16 protein-coding genes are annotated in these 17,398 nt (G+C 71.2%); 4 read left to right on the forward strand and 12 right to left on the reverse strand.

Going from position 1 to position 17,398, the window contains the following annotated elements; translation table 11 throughout:
• Positions 1-58 precede the first annotated feature (58 nt).
• The gene (locus ABT004_RS02200; protein WP_351330897.1) at positions 59-790 is read right to left on the reverse strand and encodes a LytR/AlgR family response regulator transcription factor; all 732 of its coding nucleotides are present in this window, start codon (positions 788-790) and stop codon (positions 59-61) included.
• 79 nt (positions 791-869) lie between these two features.
• Between ABT004_RS02200 and ABT004_RS02205 the strand changes: the two genes are divergently transcribed.
• Positions 870-1,526, forward strand: coding sequence for a zf-HC2 domain-containing protein (locus ABT004_RS02205; protein ID WP_351330898.1), 657 nt, complete (start codon positions 870-872; stop codon positions 1,524-1,526).
• Between the two features lie 16 nt (positions 1,527-1,542).
• On the opposite strand, the gene ABT004_RS02210 is transcribed toward ABT004_RS02205, so the two are convergent.
• The gene (locus ABT004_RS02210) at positions 1,543-2,406 is read right to left on the reverse strand and encodes an Fpg/Nei family DNA glycosylase (protein ID WP_351330899.1); all 864 of its coding nucleotides are present in this window, start codon (positions 2,404-2,406) and stop codon (positions 1,543-1,545) included.
• A 13-nt stretch (positions 2,407-2,419) separates the two neighbouring features.
• Complete coding sequence (locus tag ABT004_RS02215; RefSeq protein WP_351330900.1) at positions 2,420-4,522, reverse strand: SpoIIE family protein phosphatase; 2,103 nt, start codon at positions 4,520-4,522, stop codon at positions 2,420-2,422.
• Between the two features lie 75 nt (positions 4,523-4,597).
• Between ABT004_RS02215 and ABT004_RS02220 the strand changes: the two genes are divergently transcribed.
• Positions 4,598-6,007, forward strand: coding sequence for a lipase maturation factor family protein (locus ABT004_RS02220; protein ID WP_351330901.1), 1,410 nt, complete (start codon positions 4,598-4,600; stop codon positions 6,005-6,007).
• Here ABT004_RS02220 and ABT004_RS02225 read toward each other — a convergent pair.
• The 8 genes from ABT004_RS02225 to ABT004_RS02260 are packed head-to-tail and all read right to left on the reverse strand — an operon-like array spanning position 5,968 to position 14,048.
• Positions 5,968-6,861, reverse strand: coding sequence for an amidohydrolase family protein (locus ABT004_RS02225; protein WP_351330902.1), 894 nt, complete (start codon positions 6,859-6,861; stop codon positions 5,968-5,970). The genes ABT004_RS02220 and ABT004_RS02225 overlap by 40 nt on opposite strands.
• Positions 6,846-7,160 (reverse strand): L-rhamnose mutarotase, encoded by a 315-nt coding sequence (locus ABT004_RS02230; RefSeq protein ID WP_351330903.1) that lies wholly within the window; start codon positions 7,158-7,160, stop codon positions 6,846-6,848. Before ABT004_RS02230 ends, ABT004_RS02225 begins: the two co-directional genes overlap by 16 nt.
• The gene (locus tag ABT004_RS02235; protein ID WP_351330904.1) at positions 7,157-8,155 is read right to left on the reverse strand and encodes an aldo/keto reductase; all 999 of its coding nucleotides are present in this window, start codon (positions 8,153-8,155) and stop codon (positions 7,157-7,159) included. Before ABT004_RS02235 ends, ABT004_RS02230 begins: the two co-directional genes overlap by 4 nt.
• A gap of 5 nt (positions 8,156-8,160) precedes the next feature.
• Complete coding sequence (locus tag ABT004_RS02240) at positions 8,161-8,940, reverse strand: SDR family NAD(P)-dependent oxidoreductase (RefSeq protein WP_351330905.1); 780 nt, start codon at positions 8,938-8,940, stop codon at positions 8,161-8,163.
• A complete protein-coding gene (locus ABT004_RS02245; RefSeq protein ID WP_351330906.1) occupies positions 8,937-10,307 on the reverse strand; it encodes an L-fuconate dehydratase in 1,371 nt (456 codons plus the stop codon). Before ABT004_RS02245 ends, ABT004_RS02240 begins: the two co-directional genes overlap by 4 nt.
• 48 nt (positions 10,308-10,355) lie before the next feature.
• A complete protein-coding gene (locus tag ABT004_RS02250; protein WP_351330966.1) occupies positions 10,356-11,378 on the reverse strand; it encodes an ABC transporter permease in 1,023 nt (340 codons plus the stop codon).
• 13 nt (positions 11,379-11,391) lie between these two features.
• Entirely contained in the window at positions 11,392-12,921 is a 1,530-nt protein-coding gene (locus ABT004_RS02255) for a sugar ABC transporter ATP-binding protein (RefSeq protein ID WP_351330907.1), read from the reverse strand.
• Positions 12,918-14,048 carry a sugar ABC transporter substrate-binding protein gene (locus tag ABT004_RS02260; RefSeq protein WP_351330908.1) on the reverse strand — a complete coding sequence of 377 codons (1,131 nt, stop codon included), beginning with the start codon at positions 14,046-14,048 and terminating at the stop codon, positions 12,918-12,920. The genes ABT004_RS02255 and ABT004_RS02260 overlap by 4 nt, the downstream gene beginning before the upstream one ends.
• 207 nt (positions 14,049-14,255) lie before the next feature.
• Here ABT004_RS02260 and ABT004_RS02265 point away from each other — a divergent pair, with 207 nt between their 5' ends.
• Positions 14,256-14,939, forward strand: coding sequence for a FadR/GntR family transcriptional regulator (locus ABT004_RS02265; RefSeq protein WP_351330909.1), 684 nt, complete (start codon positions 14,256-14,258; stop codon positions 14,937-14,939).
• Between the two features lie 84 nt (positions 14,940-15,023).
• On the opposite strand, the gene ABT004_RS02270 is transcribed toward ABT004_RS02265, so the two are convergent.
• Positions 15,024-15,734, reverse strand: a complete 711-nt coding sequence (locus ABT004_RS02270) for a TetR/AcrR family transcriptional regulator (protein ID WP_351330967.1) — start codon at positions 15,732-15,734, stop codon at positions 15,024-15,026.
• Positions 15,735-15,874: 140 nt separating this feature from the next.
• On the opposite strand from ABT004_RS02270, the gene ABT004_RS02275 reads away from it, so the two are divergent.
• Positions 15,875-17,359, forward strand: a complete 1,485-nt coding sequence (locus ABT004_RS02275) for an APC family permease (RefSeq protein ID WP_351330910.1) — start codon at positions 15,875-15,877, stop codon at positions 17,357-17,359.
• The last annotated feature ends 39 nt before the right edge of the window (positions 17,360-17,398 follow it).

The raw sequence follows: 17,398 nt of genomic DNA on the forward strand, positions 1-17,398 counted from the left end.
CGGGGGTGCGGTCGCGGGGCGCTGCCCCGGACCCCGCTGCTCAATCGCCGCAGGGGCTTCAGTGGCGCATCAGTAGTTCTCTCACTCGGCTTGCGTGGCGGCGGCTCACCGGGATCTCCGCCGTGCCGATCCGGACCGTCATTCCCGCGCCGTCGAGGCGGAGTTCGTCGATGCGGTGGAGGGCGACGAGGTGGCTGCGGTGGACGCGGACGAAGCCGAGTTCCTGCCAGCGTTCCTCCAGGGTGCTGAGCGGTATCCGTACCAGGTGGCTGACGCCGTCGTCCGTGTGCAGGCGCGCGTAGTCGCCCTGCGCCTCGGCGTAGGTGATGTCGGCGATGGCCACGAGCCGGGTGATGCCGCCGAGTTCGACGGGGATGCGGTCGGCGACGGTGGCCGGCGGCGCGCTGCTCGCGAGGCGTTCGGTGACCCGGCTGACGGCCTCCGCGAGGCGCTCGCGGCGCACCGGCTTGAGGACGTAGTCGACGGCCTTCAGGTCGAAGGCCTTGACCGCGAAGTCCTCGTGGGCGGTGACGAAGACGACGAGTGGCGGGCGGGCGAAGCCTGCGAGGAGGCGTGCCACGTCGAGGCCTGTCAGGCCCGCCATTTGGATGTCGAGGAAGAGGACGTCGATCGCGCCGTCCCCGCCCTCGAGTGCGCGGCCGATGCGGCGCAGCGCCTCGTTGGCGTCGGTGGCGCCCTCGGCGGTGCGGACGCGCGGATCGGCCCGCAAGAGGTACAGGAGTTCGGCGAGGGCGGGTTCCTCGTCGTCGACGGCCAGTGCGCGCAGCATGCGGCGGAGTGTAATCGCGCGGTCGCTTGAATGAATCAGCCGCCTCCTGCGTACCGGTAACCGACAGCAGGAGGAAGGCATGTGGTCCCTGGAACGGCATCGCGACGTAGGCGCCTACGCGCTCGGGGTTCTCGACCCCGCGGAACGCTTCCGCTTCGAGGACCACCTGCCCGAGTGCGCCACGTGCGCGGCCCTGGTCGGTGAACTGGCGCCCACGACGGGCGCGTTGGCGCTGTACGCGCGGGCGACGCCGCCGTGCGTGGAGGTGCTGGCGCGTCCGGCTCCGAACCTTCTCGACCGGTCCGTTGACCGGCTCGGGGCGCTGCACCGCAGGGCGCGGCGCCGGCTGTGGGGTGCGGCCGTCGCGGCGGTGCTCGTGCTCGCGGCGGCGGGGCAGGGAGTCGCGATGGTCACCGGGGTCGGTGCGGGCCCATCCCGGCACACGGCGACCTTGAGCGGGCACGACAACGGGAGCGGTGTGGCGGCGACGGTGACGGCGGACGACCAGGACTGGGGCACGCAAGTGGGCCTGGACGTCCGGGATCCGGGCGGGCCGCGGGTGTGCGAGCTGGTCGCGGTGGGCCGGGACGGCTCGGAGCAGACGGTGGCGACGTGGACGGTGCGCGGGGACCCGGTGACACTGGACGGCGGGGTGGCGGCGCGGCCCGCGGACCTCGCGCGGTTCGAGGTGCGGGCGGCGGACGGACGGCCGCTGCTGTCGCTCCCCATGCGCTGAGCGACTGGCCGAGCCGCTACTTGAGCAGCCTCGACATCCTGCGGTCCGCGAGCGGCTTGCCGCCCGTCTGACAGGTCGGGCAGTACTGGAGCGCGCTGTCGCTGAAGCTGACCTCGCGGACCGTGTCCCCGCACACGGGGCACTTCTCCCCGGCCCGTCCGTGCACGCGAAGCCCGCTCTTCTTCTCGGCCTTGAGCTTCCCGGCGGCGACTCCACGGGAACGCTCGACGGCATCGGTCAGTGTCGTCCGCATCGCCTCGTACAGGGTGTGCACGTCCTCGGCGCCCAGCCCGGCCGTCGGCTTGAACGGTGACATGCGGGCGGCGTGCAGGATCTCGTCGCTGTAGGCGTTGCCGATGCCCGCGATGAGTGACTGGTCGCGCAGGGCGCCCTTGATCTGGCGCCGCTCCCCCTTCAGCAGGCGCGCGAAGGCCGCCTCGTCGAAGTCGTCCGCGAGCGGGTCGGGGCCGAGGCGGACGATGCCGGGGACATCGCCGGGGTCCCGGACCACGTACACGGCGAGTTTCTTCGTGGTGCCGGCCTCGGTGAGGTCGAAGCCCTCGCCGGTCTCCAGGGCGACGCGCAGCGCGAGCGGTCCCTTGCCGGGCTTCGGAGGGCCGTCGGGCAGCCGCTCCTTCCACTGCAGCCAGCCCGCGCGGGCCAGATGCGTGACCAGGTGGGGCCCGCCCTCGGTGCTCACGTCCAGGAACTTGCCGTGCCGCGCCACGGCCGCGACCGTGCGGCCCTCCAGGGCGGTGAGCGGCGGGTCGTACGTCTTCAGGACGCTCACCGCGACCGGCAGGACGCGCACGATGTCGCGGCCCACCAGGTGCTCGGTGAGGAAGTCCTTGAGCGCTTCGACCTCGGGGAGCTCCGGCATGTCCTCCAGCCTCTCACCCGCGCGCGGGCACCACGAATTCGCACCAGACGCATTTGCCCGCGCCGCGTGCCTCCACGCCCCACACGTCGGCGAGCTGGTCGACGAGGAACAGTCCGCGTCCCGAGACGCCGTCCTCGCCCGCCTCGCGGCGGCGCGGCAGGGCGCTGGAGGTGTCCTCCACGTCGACCCTGAGTCGGCGGTCGGCGCCGGTGAGGACGCGCAGGGTGACGATCGCGGGTCCTTCGGTGTGCAAGAGGGCGTTGGTGATCATCTCGTCGGCGACGAGTTCGATCTCGTCGGCGCTCTCCGTCGCTCCCCAGGCGCGGACGGCGTGCCGGACCATGTGGCGGGCGGCCGTGAGCGCCTCCGGGTCGCCCGGCGGCACGTGTTCGGTGAGCCGGCCGCCGCGCTGCACCGCGCCCGCGCCGCGGCGGCGCAGGAGCAGCAGCGCCACGTCGTCCTCGACGTCGCGTTCCTCGCACGAAGCGACGAGCCGGTCGGCGAGTTCGTCGAGGTCGTCGGGCCCCGTACCGATCAGGGTGGTGAGGTCCTGGAGCCCGTCGGCGAGGTCGGTACCGGGCTGTTCGACGAGCCCGTCGGTGCACAGCACCAGCGCCTCACCGGGGTCGAGTTCGGCGGTGGTCACGGGGTATTCGAGCCGCCCGAACTCGGCGGACAGGCCGAGCGGGAGCCCGCCCTCCACCGGCAGCCTGTGGCAGTTGCCGCCGGGCAGGCGGAGCAACGGGTCGAGGTGTCCGGCCCGTACGAGCTGGACGACGCCGGTCGACAGGTCGGCCTCCGCGTACAGACAGGTCGCGAAGCGGTCGGTGTCGAGTTCGTGCAGGAAGGAGGAGGCGCGGGCGATGACGGTGGCGGGTGTGTGGCCCTCGGCGGCGTAGGCGCGCAGCACGATGCGCAGCTGCCCCATGACGGCGGCGGCGTGCGTGTCGTGTCCCTGTACGTCGCCGATGACCACGCCGACGCGGCCGCCGGGCAGCGGGATCACGTCGTACCAGTCGCCGCCGATGTCCCGGCCGAGGGAGGCCGCGCGGTAGCGCACGGCGAGGTCGGCGCCCGGCACGTCGGGGATGGTGCGCGGCAGCATGGCCTGTTGCAGGCCCTGGGCGAGGTCCTTCTCCTGCTCGTAGAACATGGCGCGCTGGAGGCTCTGCGCGATGCTGCTGCCGAGCGCGACCATGACGTTGCGCTCGGATTCCGTGAAGCCCTGGCGGTCGTGGAAGAGCAGGCCGACCACGCCGATGGGCTTGGCCTGCGCGATGAGCGGCAGGTAGGCGGCCGAGGTGATCTGCATGTGGGTGAGCCGCGCCCACAGCTCGGGGTACTGGGCGGCGAACTCCTGCGGCGACCCGATGAAGCGGGGCTGGAGGGTGCGCACGGCCTCGCTCATCGGGTACGGGTCGTCGACGCGGGTGGCGTGGATGCCCGGCACGAACGCACCCTCGGGGCCCTCGGCGACGAGGTGGATGCGCCCGGCTCTGACGAGGCCCATGACGAAGCTGGTCGCGCCGCGGTGGTCGACGCCGTGGGTGTCGCGCAGCACGTCGATGACGTCCTGGACGGTGCGGGCGTGCGCGAGGGCGGCCGTCGTGTACTGCACGATGCCGGTGTCGCCGTGCCGGAGGACGCGCCGGGCATCGCGCTCGGCCTGCACGGTGGCGTCGTTCAGTTCGTCGGTGGCGTCGCGGACGATGCCCAGGATGCGGCGCGGTCGGCCCTGCTCGTCGCGGCGGATGTAGCCGCGGGTGTGGGTCCAGCGCATCTCGCCCGTGCGGGTGCGGATGCGGAAGTACGTTCCGTAGGTCTCGTCGCCGCTCTTGAGAGCCCGGGACACGAGGGCGTCGAGCCGTCCGCCCTCACTGGGCGGAACCCGCAGGCCGAGGGTGGTCGGCCGGTCGTCGTACTCCTCCGGAAGGATGTCGAAGACCTCGTGGGCCTGGCTGTCCATGGCCATGAGCCCCGTGTCGAGGTCCCATTCGAAGCTGCCCATGCGCAGGCCGCGGCCGTACGCTTCCAGAAAACCCCGCGAGGAGTCCTCCGGGCTCTCCCCTCCTGGGGCGTTCCCGGACTCCTCGCCGCCCCCGTCACCCGCGCCCATGATCCCCACGCTAGGGCGAGCCCCCGTCGCCCGCACGTCAGACCCTTGCCGCGCGGCGGGGCACACACTGGAGGCATGGACTGGTTCGGCGCCTCGGACTACTGGCTCGCCCGCCTGGTGTTCCAGCGGGGCCTCGCGGCGCTCTACCTCGTGGCGTTCGTGGCGGCGGCGCTCCAGTTCAGGGCGTTGCTCGGGGAGCGCGGGATGACGCCGATCCCCCGGTTCGTGGCGCGCGTGCCGTGGAAAGCGGCGCCCTCGCTGTTCCGGCTGCACTACTCGGACCGGTTCTTCGCCGGGTGCGCGTGGGGTGGGGCGGTGCTGGCGGCCGGGCTGCTCGCCGGGGTGGACGGGTTGTTGCCGCTGTGGGCGGCGATGCTGCTGTGGCTGGTGCCGTGGGCGCTGTATCTGTCGATCGTGAACGTCGGCCAGACCTGGTACGGCTTCGGCTGGGAGTCGCTGCTCCTGGAGGTCGGTTTTCTGGCGGTGTTCCTCGGGAACGACGAGGTGGCGCCGCCGATCCTGGTGCTGTTCCTGCTGCGCTGGGTGCTGTTCCGCCTGGAGTTCGGGGCCGGGCTGATCAAGCTGCGGGGCGACGAGTGCTGGCGGAAGCTGACCTGCCTCGACTTCCACCACGAGACGCAGCCGATGCCGAACCCGCTGAGCTGGTTCTTCCACCACCTGCCGCGCCCGCTGCACCGGGTGGAGGTCGCGGCGAACCACGTCACCCAGCTGGCGGTTCCGTTCCTCCTCTTCACGCCGCAGCCGGTCGCCACGTGGGCTGCGGCCCTGATGATCGTCACCCAGCTGTGGCTGGTCGCCTCGGGCAACTTCGCGTGGCTGAACTGGCTCGCGATCGTCCTGGCCGCCTCCGCGCTCGACCTGTCCGCCCTGCACACACCACCGGCGCTGCCCGACGCACCGCTCTGGTACGAGGTGGTGGTCATCGCCGTCACGGTGGGGGTCGCGGCGCTCAGCTATCGGCCGGTGCGCAATCTGCTCTCCCGCCGCCAGTCCATGAACCGCTCCTACGACTCCTTGCACCTGGTCAACACGTACGGGGCGTTCGGCTCGGTCGGGCGGGTCCGGCAGGAGATCGTGATCGAGGGCACGGCGGACGAGGTGCCACGCCCCGAATCGGGCTGGCTGGCCTACGAGTTCAAGGGCAAGCCCGGTGATCCGCGCCGCCTGCCGCGCCAGTTCGCGCCGTACCACCTGCGGCTCGACTGGATGATGTGGTTCGCCGCGCTCTCACCCGCGTACGCCAGGCCCTGGTTCGAGGGCCTGGTCGAGCGGCTCCTTGAGGGCGACCGGGACACGCTGCGGCTGCTGCGCCGCTCCCCGTTCCCCGCCGACGCGCCGCCCGTGCACATTCGGGCTCGCGTGTACCGCTACCGGTTCACGTCGTGGCGGGAGCTGCGGGAGACGGGTGCGTGGTGGGAGCGGACCTACGTACGGGAGTTCCTGCCGCCGACCCGGCTGAGGTAGACGCGGCGGGCCGTCTCGCCGAGGACGTGCGGGTCCGCGCCGCCGACCAGCTCCTTTGCCGTGTCGATGACTTGGCGGTAGGTGGCCGCGAGCGTGCACACCGGCCAGTCGGAGCCGAACATCACGCGGGCGGGGCCGAAGGCGTCGATGACCGCGTCGGCGTACGGCCGCAGGTCCTCGACGGTCCAGCCCGACGGGTCGGCCTCGGTGACCATGCCGGAGAGCTTGCAGACCGTGTTGGGCAGCGCGGCGAGCGCGCGGATGTCGTCCCGCCAGGGTGCGAGGCCACCCGAAGCGATCGGCGGCTTGCCCAAGTGGTCGAGCACGAAGCTGAGTTCGGGGTTCTCGGCGGCGGCCTTGGCGCAGGCCGGCAGTTGGTGCGGCAGCACCACCAGGTCGTAGACGAGCCCGGCGTCCGCGACGGCGGCGAGCCCGCGCCGCACATCGGGACGGAGCAGCCACTCGGGGTCGGGTTCGCCCTGCACCTGGTGCCTGATGCCCACCAGGTGCCGCCCGCCCGGCAGTTCGCGCAGCCGCTCCAGGGCCTCGCGGGCGTCCGGCCGAGTGAGGTCGGTCCAGCCGACGACCCCCTCGACGATTTCGCTGCGATCGGCGAGTGCCAGGAGCTCGGGCGTCTCCTCGGCGACCGTCACCGTCTGCACGAGCACGGTGGCGTCGACACCGGCCGCCCGGAGCTCGGGGGCCAGGTCGTCGAGGGTGAACGTGCGGCGGATCGGGGCGAGTTCGGGACCGGTGATCCAGTCCTGGTCGCGTACGGAGAGGTCCCATACGTGGTGGTGCGCGTCGACGATGCCCGGCGCGCCGCTGTCCTCCGGTGTCACGGCAGCTCCCATACGACGGGCAGCCCGGCGTCCGCGCCCTCGGCGGAGTAGTCGTGGACGACGTCGAGGAGTTCGTCCATGCGGGCCTGCCAGGCGATGTTCACGGGGAGCTTGTCGAGTTCGGCGAGCATGCGGGCGTAGTCCTCGCACTCGATGAGGTGGAACAGCTCCGTCCCGCTGCGCCAGATCGTCCACTGCCGCGCGCCCGCCGCGCGGATCGCGGCGACGAGTTCGTCCGGCACCTCGCGGTGGGCTGCCTCGTATGCGTCGATCAGGTCGGCGCGGACCTTGGTGTGCAGGGCGATTCTCACGCGTGCGGCTCCTGTTCCAAGGGGACGGGCACGTCGGCCGGGAGGAGGCGCCGTTCGCGGGCCTCCTGCCAGAACGCGGCGGGCACCTTCGCGGTGAACTGCTGTGCCGTGTCGGCGACTTCGGCCGCCGAGCGGGTCCCGACGAGCACGCTCGTGACGCCCGGGTGCCCGAACGGGAAGGCGAGCGCAGCGGCGCGCAGAGTGATGCCGTGGCGTTCGGCGAGGTCCTTCAGTTGCCGGGCGCGGGCAAGGACCTCGGGTGGGGCCAGGGCGTAGTCGAAGGTGCCGCCCTGCCGGGGGTCTGCGAGCAGTCCGGAGTTGAAGACGCCGCCGATGACGACGGAGACGCCGCGTTCGGCGGCCGCGGGCAGCAGATCCTTCAGGGCGCGCTGGTCGAGCAGGGAGTAGCGGCCGGCGCACAGCACCACGTCCACATCGGTGTCGCGGACGAAGCGGGTGAGCATCGCGGACTGGTTCATGCCCGCGCCGATGGCACCGACGAGCCCCTCCCCGCGCAGCCGCTCCAGCTCGGGATACGCCTCACCGAACGCCTGCTCCGCGTGGTCGTCGGGGTCGTGGAGGTAGGCGACGTCGATGCGGTCCAGGCCGAGGCGGCCGAGGCTCTCCTCGATGGAGCGGCGCATGCCTGCCGCACTGAAGTCCCACACCCGGCGCGTGGTGGCGGGCACGGCGAAGCCGTGGGCACTGTCGTCGCCGCCCGCGTCGTGCGGTTCGAGCAGCCGGCCCACCTTGGTGGACAGGGTGTACGAGCCGGTGGGCCGGGTGCGCAGGTACGCGCCGATCCGGCGCTCGGACAGGCCGAGGCCGTAGTGCGGCGCGGTGTCGAAATAGCGCAGGCCCGCGTCCCAGGCCGCGTCCAGGGCGAGGTGGGCGTCGTCGTCGCGGACAGGCGTGTAGAGGTTGCCGATGCCCGCGCCGCCGAAACCGAGTGCGGTGACCGGGACGTCGCCGCGGCCGAGTGTGCTGGTGCGCATGCGGATCACTGTTCCACGGGGCGCAGCCGCAACCCCTGCATGCCGCCGTCCACGGCGACGGACGTGCCGGTCGTCGCCCCGGACAGTGGACTCGCCAAGTGGGCGATGGCGCCCGCGACTTCGGCGGCGGAGACCAGGCGCCCGGTGGGCTGGCGGGCTTCGAGGGCGGCGCGCTCGGCGGCCGGGTCGTCCGCCTTGTCGAGGAGCCGGCCGATCCAGGGGGTGTCCGCGGTGCCGGGGTTCACGCAGTTGACGCGGATGCCCTCACGGATGTGGTCGGCGGCCATGGCGAGCGTCAGGGAGAGGACGGCGCCCTTGGACGCCGCGTACAGGGCCCGCTGCGGGAGCCCCGCCGTGGCGGCGATGGAGCAGGTGTTGACGATCGCGGCGTGCTCGGAGTCCCGGAGCGTGGGGAGCGCGGCCCTGGCCACGCGGACCATCCCGATGACGTTGACGTCGAGGACCCGGTGCCATTCGGCGTCGTCGTTGTCGGCGACGGTGCCCTGGGCGCCGATGCCCGCGTTGTTGACGAGTACGTCGAGGCCGCCGAGCCCGGCGACCGCCGCGGCCACGGCGGCGCGCACGGCGGTGTCGTCGGTGACATCGGCGGCGTACCCGCGCAGCGGCTTGTCCACGTCGGTGATGTCACGGTCGAGCACAGCGACGTCGGCGCCACGCGCGGCGAGCAGTTCGGCCGTGGCCCGGCCGATGCCGGAGGCGCCGCCGGTGACGAGGGCCTTGAGGCCTGCGAAGTCCTGAACACTGTGGACGCTGGCATCGCTCATACGGCGGCTCCGTTCGGGTCGGTGGTGCCCTGTTCCTGTGCGGTGGGGCCCGCGAGGTCCTTCGCCCAGAACTCGCCGTCCGGGTAGGTGAATTCGACGATGGACGAGGGGTGCATGGTGGCGGAGAATCCGGGGGCCGTCGGGGCTGTGTAGTGGCCCTGGCGGACGACGACCGGGTCGACGAAGTGCTCGTGCAGATGGTCGACGTACTCGATGACGCGGTCCTCGGTGGTGCCCGACAGGGCGACGTAGTCGAACATCGACAGGTGCTGGACGAGTTCGCACAGGCCGACTCCGCCCGCGTGCGGGCAGACGGGGACGCCGAACTTCGCGGCGAGCAGCAGGATCGCGAGGTTCTCGTTGACGCCGCCGACGCGCGCGGCGTCGATCTGCAGGATGTCGATGGCGCCGGCCTGGAGGAGCTGCTTGAAGACGACCCGGTTCTGTACGTGTTCGCCGGTTGCCACCTTCACGGGTGCGACGCCCTGACGGATCGTCGCGTGTCCCAGGATGTCGTCGGGGCTGGTGGGTTCCTCCACCCAGTAGGGCTCGAACTCCGTGAGGGCGTTGGTCCATTGGACGGCGTCGCCGACGTTCCAGCGCTGGTTGGCGTCGATGGCCATGCGGATGTCGGGGCCGACGACGGCGCGGGCGGTGCGGCAGCGGCGGATGTCGTCGTCGAGGTCGGCGCCGACCTTCAGCTTGATCTGAGTGAAGCCGTCGGCGACGGCCTGCCGGGCGAGGCGGGTGAGCTTCTCGTCGCTGTAGCCGAGCCAGCCGGGCGACGTGGTGTAGCCGGGGTAGCCGCGCTCGACGAGGCGCGCGGCACGGTCGGCGGCGCCCTGCCGCCCGGCCCGCAGCAGCTCCAGGGCCTCTTCCGGGGTGAGGGCGTCGGCGATGTAACGGAAGTCGACCTGAGACACCAGCCACTCGGGGTCCGCCTCGGCGAGCAGCCGCCACAGTGGTGTGTCGGCCCGCTTGGCGGCGAGGTCCCAGGCCGCGTTGACGACGGCTCCGATCGCCATGTGCATCACGCCCTTCTCGGGCCCGAGCCAGCGCAGTTGGCTGTCACCGATCAGGTCGCGGTTGAGGCTGCCGGGATCGGCGCACAGCTCGTCGAGCGGGCGGCCGACGACGTGGTGGCTCAGCGCGCGGATCGCGGCGACCTGGACGTCGTTGCCGCGCCCGATGGTGAAGGTGAACCCGTGCCCCTCGTGTCCGCCCGGGTCGTCGGTGCGCAGCACGACGTACGCGGCGGAGTAGTCGGGGTCGGGGTTCATGGCGTCGGAGCCGTCAAGCTCCCGGGAGGTCGGGAACCGGATGTCGTACGTGTCGACGGCGGTGACGCGGGCCGGTGTTGAGGACAACAGGGTGCCTTTCGGGCGGGGTGGGCGGGGGCCGTTCCTGAGCGCGGGTCAGTCCTGGGCGCGGCCGGTGGTGACGCGGGCGACCATGAGGGCGAGCAGGATGATTCCGCCGTAGATGGCCTGGATCCAGAAGGACGGCACCTGGGCGAGGGTCAGCATGTTCTGTACGACACCGAGCAGCAGTACGCCGGTCAGGGCGCCGAACATGGTGCCCTTGCCGCCGTCGAGGCTGATGCCTCCGATGACCGCGGCGGCGAACACCGTGAAGATCATGTTGTTGCCCTGGTTAGCGCTGATGGCACCCACGTATCCGGTCTGCATGATGCCGCCGACGGAGGCGAGGACGCCCGCGACCACGAAGACACCGAGCATGACGCGCTCGACGCGGATGCCGGCGGCGCGGGCGGCCTCGGCGTTGCCGCCGATCGCGTACAGGGCGCGGCCCACGCGGTGGTACTTGAGGACGAGCCCCGCGACCCCGAACGCGATCGCGGCCAGCCACACCGACATCGGGACCCGCAGGAACGTGGAGGTGGCGAGCGCGAAGAACGCGTCGGGCATCCCGAACAGCGTCTTGCCCTTGGTCGCCCCGACGAGCAGTCCGCGCAGCACGATCAGCATCGCGAGCGTCACGATGAACGCGTTGAGCTTCAGCTTGACGACGAGCACACCGTTGAAGGCGCCGATGCAGGCCCCGGCCACGAGCACCGCCAACAGCGATACGGCGACTGGGAATTCGGTGCCGAACCCGGACTGCGCGACGGGCAGGACGAGCAGGGCACCGAAGGCGGGCGCGATGCCGACGACCGATTCCAGTGACAGGTCGAACTTGCCGCTGATCAGCACGAGGGACTCGGCGAGCACCACCATGGCGAGGGCGGCGGAGGAGCCGAGGATGGAGATGATGTTCTGCTCGGTCAGGAACGAGTCGTTGAGGACGGCGCCGAGGACGAGGAGCAGCAACAGGGCGGGTACGAGGGCGAGTTCGCGTGCGCGGCGGAGGAGGACGTTTTTGGCGGGAGCCGTGGTTGACGTCGCGGGGCTCTGCCCGCCCCGCGGCCTCTCGTCCAAAAGGCGGGCTTGATTACTGGACGTCACTGGAAACCCCCTCGATAGACGCGATCAACGCATGGTCCGCCCACCCGGCCGGGTGCTCCGCGGTGACGCGACCGTGGAACAGCACAAGGACCCGGTCGCAGCGCCGCAGATCGTCGAGCTCGTCGGACACGACGAGGACCGCCGTCCCGTCGTCCCGCGCACTGTCGACCCTCCGCAGCAGCGATTCCTTGGACTTCACATCGACCCCGGCCGTCGGATTGATCAGCACGAGCAGCCGCGGGTCAGAGGCGAGCGCACGGGCCATCACCACCTTCTGCGCATTGCCACCGGAAAGATCGGACACGGGCTGGTCGGGCCCCTCCGCATGGATGTCGAGCCGCTCGATCAGCTCGCGGGCGAACCGCCGGCGGCTCTCCGTGCCGATGAACCCGCGCCTGCCGAGCCGCCCGAGCACCGACAGCGTGGAGTTGTCACCGATGGACATCCCGGTGACGAGGCCCTGGTCGTGCCGATCACGCGGCACACACCCCACACCCGCGGCGAGCGCGGCGGACACATCACCGAAGGGCAGCGGACGCCCGTCGAGCCGGGCCGTGCCGGAGGTGGGTGTGTGCAGTCCGGCGAGGGACTCCGCGAGCGTGATCTTTCCGCTGCCGCTGGAGCCCGCGAGCCCGACGACCTCACCGCGTCGCACGGTCAGGTCCACGTCCTCGTACGTGTCGGAGGTCAGCCCCGCCACTTCGAGTACGACGGGCGCGGCCGCGTCGTCGGCCGCCTGCTCGACGACCGCCTCCGCCGCGGCCGCCGCCTGTTCCGCGACGGCCTCCCCCGCCATCGCCTCGACGAGGGCGGGCCGCGGCAGTTCGGCGACCGGGGCGGTGGTGATCCAGCGAGCGTCACGCAGGACGGTGACCGTCTGGCACACCTCGTAGACCTCTTGGAGGTGGTGCGAGATGAACAGGAAGGTCACGCCCGAGTCCTGGAGGGCGCGCATGCGGGCGAAGAGGCGGTCGATCTCGCGGCTGTCGAGCTGTGCGGTCGGCTCGTCGAGCACGATGAACCGGGCTCCGCCGCTCAACGCCCGTGCGATCTCGACCATTTGCCGGTCCTCGACCTTGAGCTCGGCGGTGCGCGCGCCGGGGTCGACACGCACGTCCCACGTATCGAGCAGCTCCCGGGCCTCGGCGTCGAGTTTCCTCCAGCTGAAGAAGCCGCGCCGGGCGCCCGGCTGCCGGTTCAGGAACAGGTTCTCCGCGACGCTCAACTCTGGGATGACAGTGGGCTTTTGGTACACGCAGACGACTTTTGCGCGCCACGCCTCCCGGTCGCCGAGCGGCGGCGCGGGCTCCCCGTCGAAGGTGAGCGTGCCCGCGTCGGCGCCCTGCAGCCCGGTGAGGACCTGGACGAGCGTGGACTTGCCCGCGCCGTTGCGCCCGACGAGCGCGTGGGACTCGCCCGCGTGCACGGTGAGCCGGCCGTCGGCGAGGGCGACCGTGGGTCCGTAGCGTTTGACGATGCCGCGGGCCTCGACCAAAGGCGGTGTGGCTGCGGTCATTTGGCGGTGTTTCCCCACAGCTCGGGGTCGTCGACGTTCTTCTTGGTGACCAGCGGGGCGGGCAGCTGGTCCTCAAGGGTGCCGCTGGGCAGCTTCACGATCTTCGAGCCGTGGTCGGTGGGACCGGGCTTGAACTTCTTCCCCTGCATGGCCGCCTTGACGTAGTACATGCCGTACTTGGCGTACGTGTCGGCGGGCTGCGAGACCGTCGCGTCGATCTGGCCCTTGCGGATGGCGGCGAACTCCTGCGGGATGCCGTCGTTCGACACGATCGTGATGTGCTTGGCGGACCCCGCCTTCTCCAGCATCCCCTTGGACTTGAGGGTCTGCAGGGTCGGCGCGAGATAGACGCCGCCCGCCTGCATGTAGATCCCCTTGATGTCGGGGTTGGCGTTGAGGAGGGTGTCGAGCTTGGAGGCGGCCGTGTCCGACTCCCACTTCGCCGGAATCTCCAGGACCTTGAGCTTCGGATACTTCTCCTTCACGCAGTCCCGGAACGCCTTGGACCGCTCACGCCCGTTCACCGACGCGAGGTCGCCCATGATCTGGACGACCTTGCCGGACTTCACGTGGTCGCCGAGGTACGTACAGGCCTTCTTGCCGTACGCGACGTTGTTGGCCCGTACGACCATGGCGACCTTGCCCTTGTCGGGCGCGACGTCCACGGCGACGACCGGCACGCCCTTGCGCTCGGCCTGGTCGAGCCCGGCGCCGATGGCGGCGCTGTCGAGCGGCGCGACGACGAGGCCCTTCACGCCCTGGTTGAGCTGGTTGTTGATGTCCGTGATCTGCTGCGAGGGGTCACTGTTGGAGTTGACGGTCTTCAGCGCGTCCACGCCCTCGGACTTCGCCATCTTCGGCACGTAGTCGTTGTACGACTGCCAGAACGGCGAGGTCAGCAGCGGCAGGATGACACCCACCTTGCCCTTGCCATCGCCACCCGCGCCGCCACCGCCCGCACCGGCCGCGGTGTCCTTGGTGCTGCCGCAGGCGGCGAGGGTGAGAGCCGCGCAGCCGAGCAGGGCCACAGCGGCCAACCCCCGCCTTCCGGAACCGCGGGCGCGTGCCGCCCTGTTCCTCCCGGTCGTTCCCTTCGGGTCCATCGTGGTGCCAGTCGTGCCAGTCATCGGACTGCTCCTCGGCTCCTGAAGTCATGGGCACGGCCGGTCCCCGCCCCTCCGGTTCCGGCCCGCGCCGAGATATTTATCAGACCACTTCGGTGCGCCAACACCCTTCGTAGGCAAGTTTTCCCGGTATTTACGCCCTCTGGTGTCGCGAAGAGGTCCGACTTCCCTGGTAGTGGTCGGACCACCTGGCTGGTTACACTGCGCGGCATGCAGAAGGCCACGGTCACCCAGCGGGCCATCGACCAGCTCAAAGCGATGATCGGCAGCGGCGAGCTCCAGCCGGGCCAACGGCTGCCCACCGAGCGAGACCTGGCGGTGCAGCTCGGCATCTCGCGCAGCTCCATGCGGGAGGCGATCCGCGCGCTCACCGTGCTCGGCGCCCTGGAGGCGCGGCACGGATCCGGTATCTACGTCACGCAGTTGGAGGCGGGCGACCTCCTGGAGACGTTCGGGGTGGTCGCCGACCTGTCGCGCGGGCCCCAACTGGTGGAGCTCCTGGAGGTGCGCCGCATCCTGGAGTCGACGGCCACGGCGCTCGCCGCGGCGCGCATCACCCGTGCGCAACTCGCTGAGGTGGAAGACCACTTGGCGGCGATGGAGGCGACGGACGACCCGGACGAGATCCTCTCCCACGACCTGGCGTTCCACCGAACGATCGCCGCGGCAGCCGGCAACGACACGATGGCGGCGATCCTGGAGGGGCTGTCCTCCCGGACCTTCCGGGCGCGGGTGTGGCGCGGCTACGAGCAGGAGGGGGCCTTCGAACGCACCCGCCGAGAACACGCCCGCATCCTGCGGGCCCTCGCCGCGCATGACCCGGAGGCGGCGAGAGCCGCGGCGGCGGCGCATGTGGGTGAGGTGGAGGAGTGGTTGCGGGGGCAGTTGGGGTGAGCGGTCCGGTCGGCCGGGGTTGACGTCGCGGGGCTCCGCCCCGGACCCCGCGCCTCAATCGCCGGCGAGGCTTGATAGGCGTACTCAATCGCCGGCGGGGCTTGAAGTGGCCGCGGCCTCCAAGGCTGTCAGCAGCAGTTCCAGCGCCACCTCGAATGAGCTTCCCGTCATCAGCGGCAAGTGATGGCGCACTGAAGCGAGTTGGGGATGCGTGTCCGCCGACAGGGTCGCGTACTCGCCCGTCCATGACCTGTCGTCCGCCTCCCGGCGCTCCGCGGGGAGTGCCAGGTATGCCGCGTCGAGGGCCGCGTGGCCGAGGACGGTGTCGACGAAGGCGGAGTAGTGCCGCACCGCGTCCTCGTCGCCGAAGCCGGCCCGCCTGAGCAGGCCGATCCCCGCGTCGACCGCCCGGAACTCGTGCGCCCGCCGCGTCACCCGGTACGCCGCGAGCGCCGCCACCCGCGGGTGCGCGCGGTACCCGCGGTGGATGCGGAGGCCGAACTCGCGGAGCCCGTCGCGCCAAGCCGTCCGCTCGGGGTGGAAGCCGTCCATCGCCTCGCCGATGATCCGGTCGGAGACGGCGAGCAGCAGGTCGTCCGTGCTGTGGAAATAGCGGTACAAGGCGCTCGGGTCGCAGCCCAGGGCCGCGCCGAGCCTGCGCACGCTCAGCGCGTCGCCGCCGTGCTGCCCGACCAGGCGCAGCGCGCAGTCGACGATCACGTCTTCGGACAGCAGCACCCCCGACTTCGTCGGCTTGCGGCGCCGCCGCTCCACCGGGATCCGCCCTTCCGACATGACCGTCACCTCCTCCTCGTCCAACACTTCCTCCTTATGACAACACCATTGACGCAAGCAGGCAAGGCCGATTTGATCGCGGTCACCGCCCCTCGCGCACCCCTCTCTCCCCCGCCTCCCCTGCCGCCAGGAGATCCATCATGAGTAGCGAACCACCAGGCCTGCGCCGCTCCCTCGGCATCGTCGACGGCATCGCCATCGCCGCGTCGAGCACCGCCGCGACCACGAGCATCGGCATCGGGATGGGTTCCCTCGCCGCCACGGTCGGGCTGCACGCACCGGCCGTCCTGCTCGTGGCGTTCCTGCCGATCCTGGGGATCGCGGTGGCCTACGCGCGCCTCAACCGCCAGGAGCCGAACATGGGCAGCGGCTACGTCTGGGTGGGCCGTTCACTCGGCCCGTGGCTCGGCTTTCTCACGGGCTGGGTCACGCTCGTCGGCACGCTGATCTTCATGGCGTACACGAGCGCGGTGACGGGCTCGGTCTTCTTGCAGTTCGCCAACAAGGCCCACCTGCATACAGTGTTGGGGCTGGACCTCGATCCGAATTCGACGGCGCTGTCGACGGTCGTCGGCCTGCTCGTGCTCACCGCCGTCACCGTCACCGCGGTCACCGGCGTCCGCAAGGCGACCCGCCTCCAGGCCTGGCTGCTCGTCTTCGAGTACGTGGTGCTGCTCGGGTTCTGCGGCTGGTCGCTGGTCACCGGCGCGCACGCCTTCCAGTGGTCGTGGTTCAACCCGTTCGACATCCACGGCGGCACGGCCTTCGCTCAGGGCCTGGTCCTCGCCGTGTTCTTCTTCTGGGGCTGGGACGCGGCGTTCACGGTGACCGAGGAGACGAAGGACGTGCGGGACGCGGGGCGCGGCGGCCTGATCGCCCTCTTCGCGATGCTCGCGCTGTTCCTCTACGGTTCCGTCGCCTTCCAGCGCGAGATGTCGCTGCACGAGCTGGTCGAGCAGGGCCCACAGGCCCTCACCTACCTCGGTGCGAAGCTCGCCGACGAGCCGGTGGCCAGCCTGCCGCTCCTCGCGCTGCTGTTCTCGGCGGTGGCATCCCTGCAGGCCAGCGTGATCCCGACGGCGCGCGGACTGCTCGCGATGGGCCGGGACAGGACGATGGGGCAGGTGTGGACGCGGGTGAGCCCCCGCTACGGTTCGCCGGCGGCAGGTACCGTCGTCGTGATGTCGATCGCGGCGGTGATGGCCCTACTGGCCCTGGCGATACCGAAGTTGAACGAGATGATCCTCGCCGCCGTGAACTCCATCGGGCTCACCGTCGCCCTCTACTACGGCCTCACGGCCCTCGCCTGCTCGGTCCGCTTCCGCTCACTGCTGCGCACCGCACCCCGGGAGGCGGTGCGCGCGGTCCTCGTGCCGGGGGTCAGCGCCCTCGCGCTGCTCGGCATCGGGGCGTATCTGGCCTACTCGTACGCCACGATGAGCGACCACTTCCAACTGTCGCCGGACAATGGGTGGTTCATGCTTGCGGTGCCCGGGGCGATCGTCGTGTCCGGCCTGGTGATGGCCGCTGTCGCCAAGTACGGGCGCCGCTCCCCCTACTTCACAACCGGGCGCGGCACGAACGCCGCCGCCGTCGAACTTGCCGGGCCGCCGACGGCCAATTGACCGACACCCCGCCTCGTAACACCCGCACATGCACTAGGA

Source organism: Streptomyces sp. NPDC002790, from assembly GCF_040295505.1.
Taxonomy (GTDB): Bacteria; Actinomycetota; Actinomycetes; order Streptomycetales; family Streptomycetaceae; genus Streptomyces.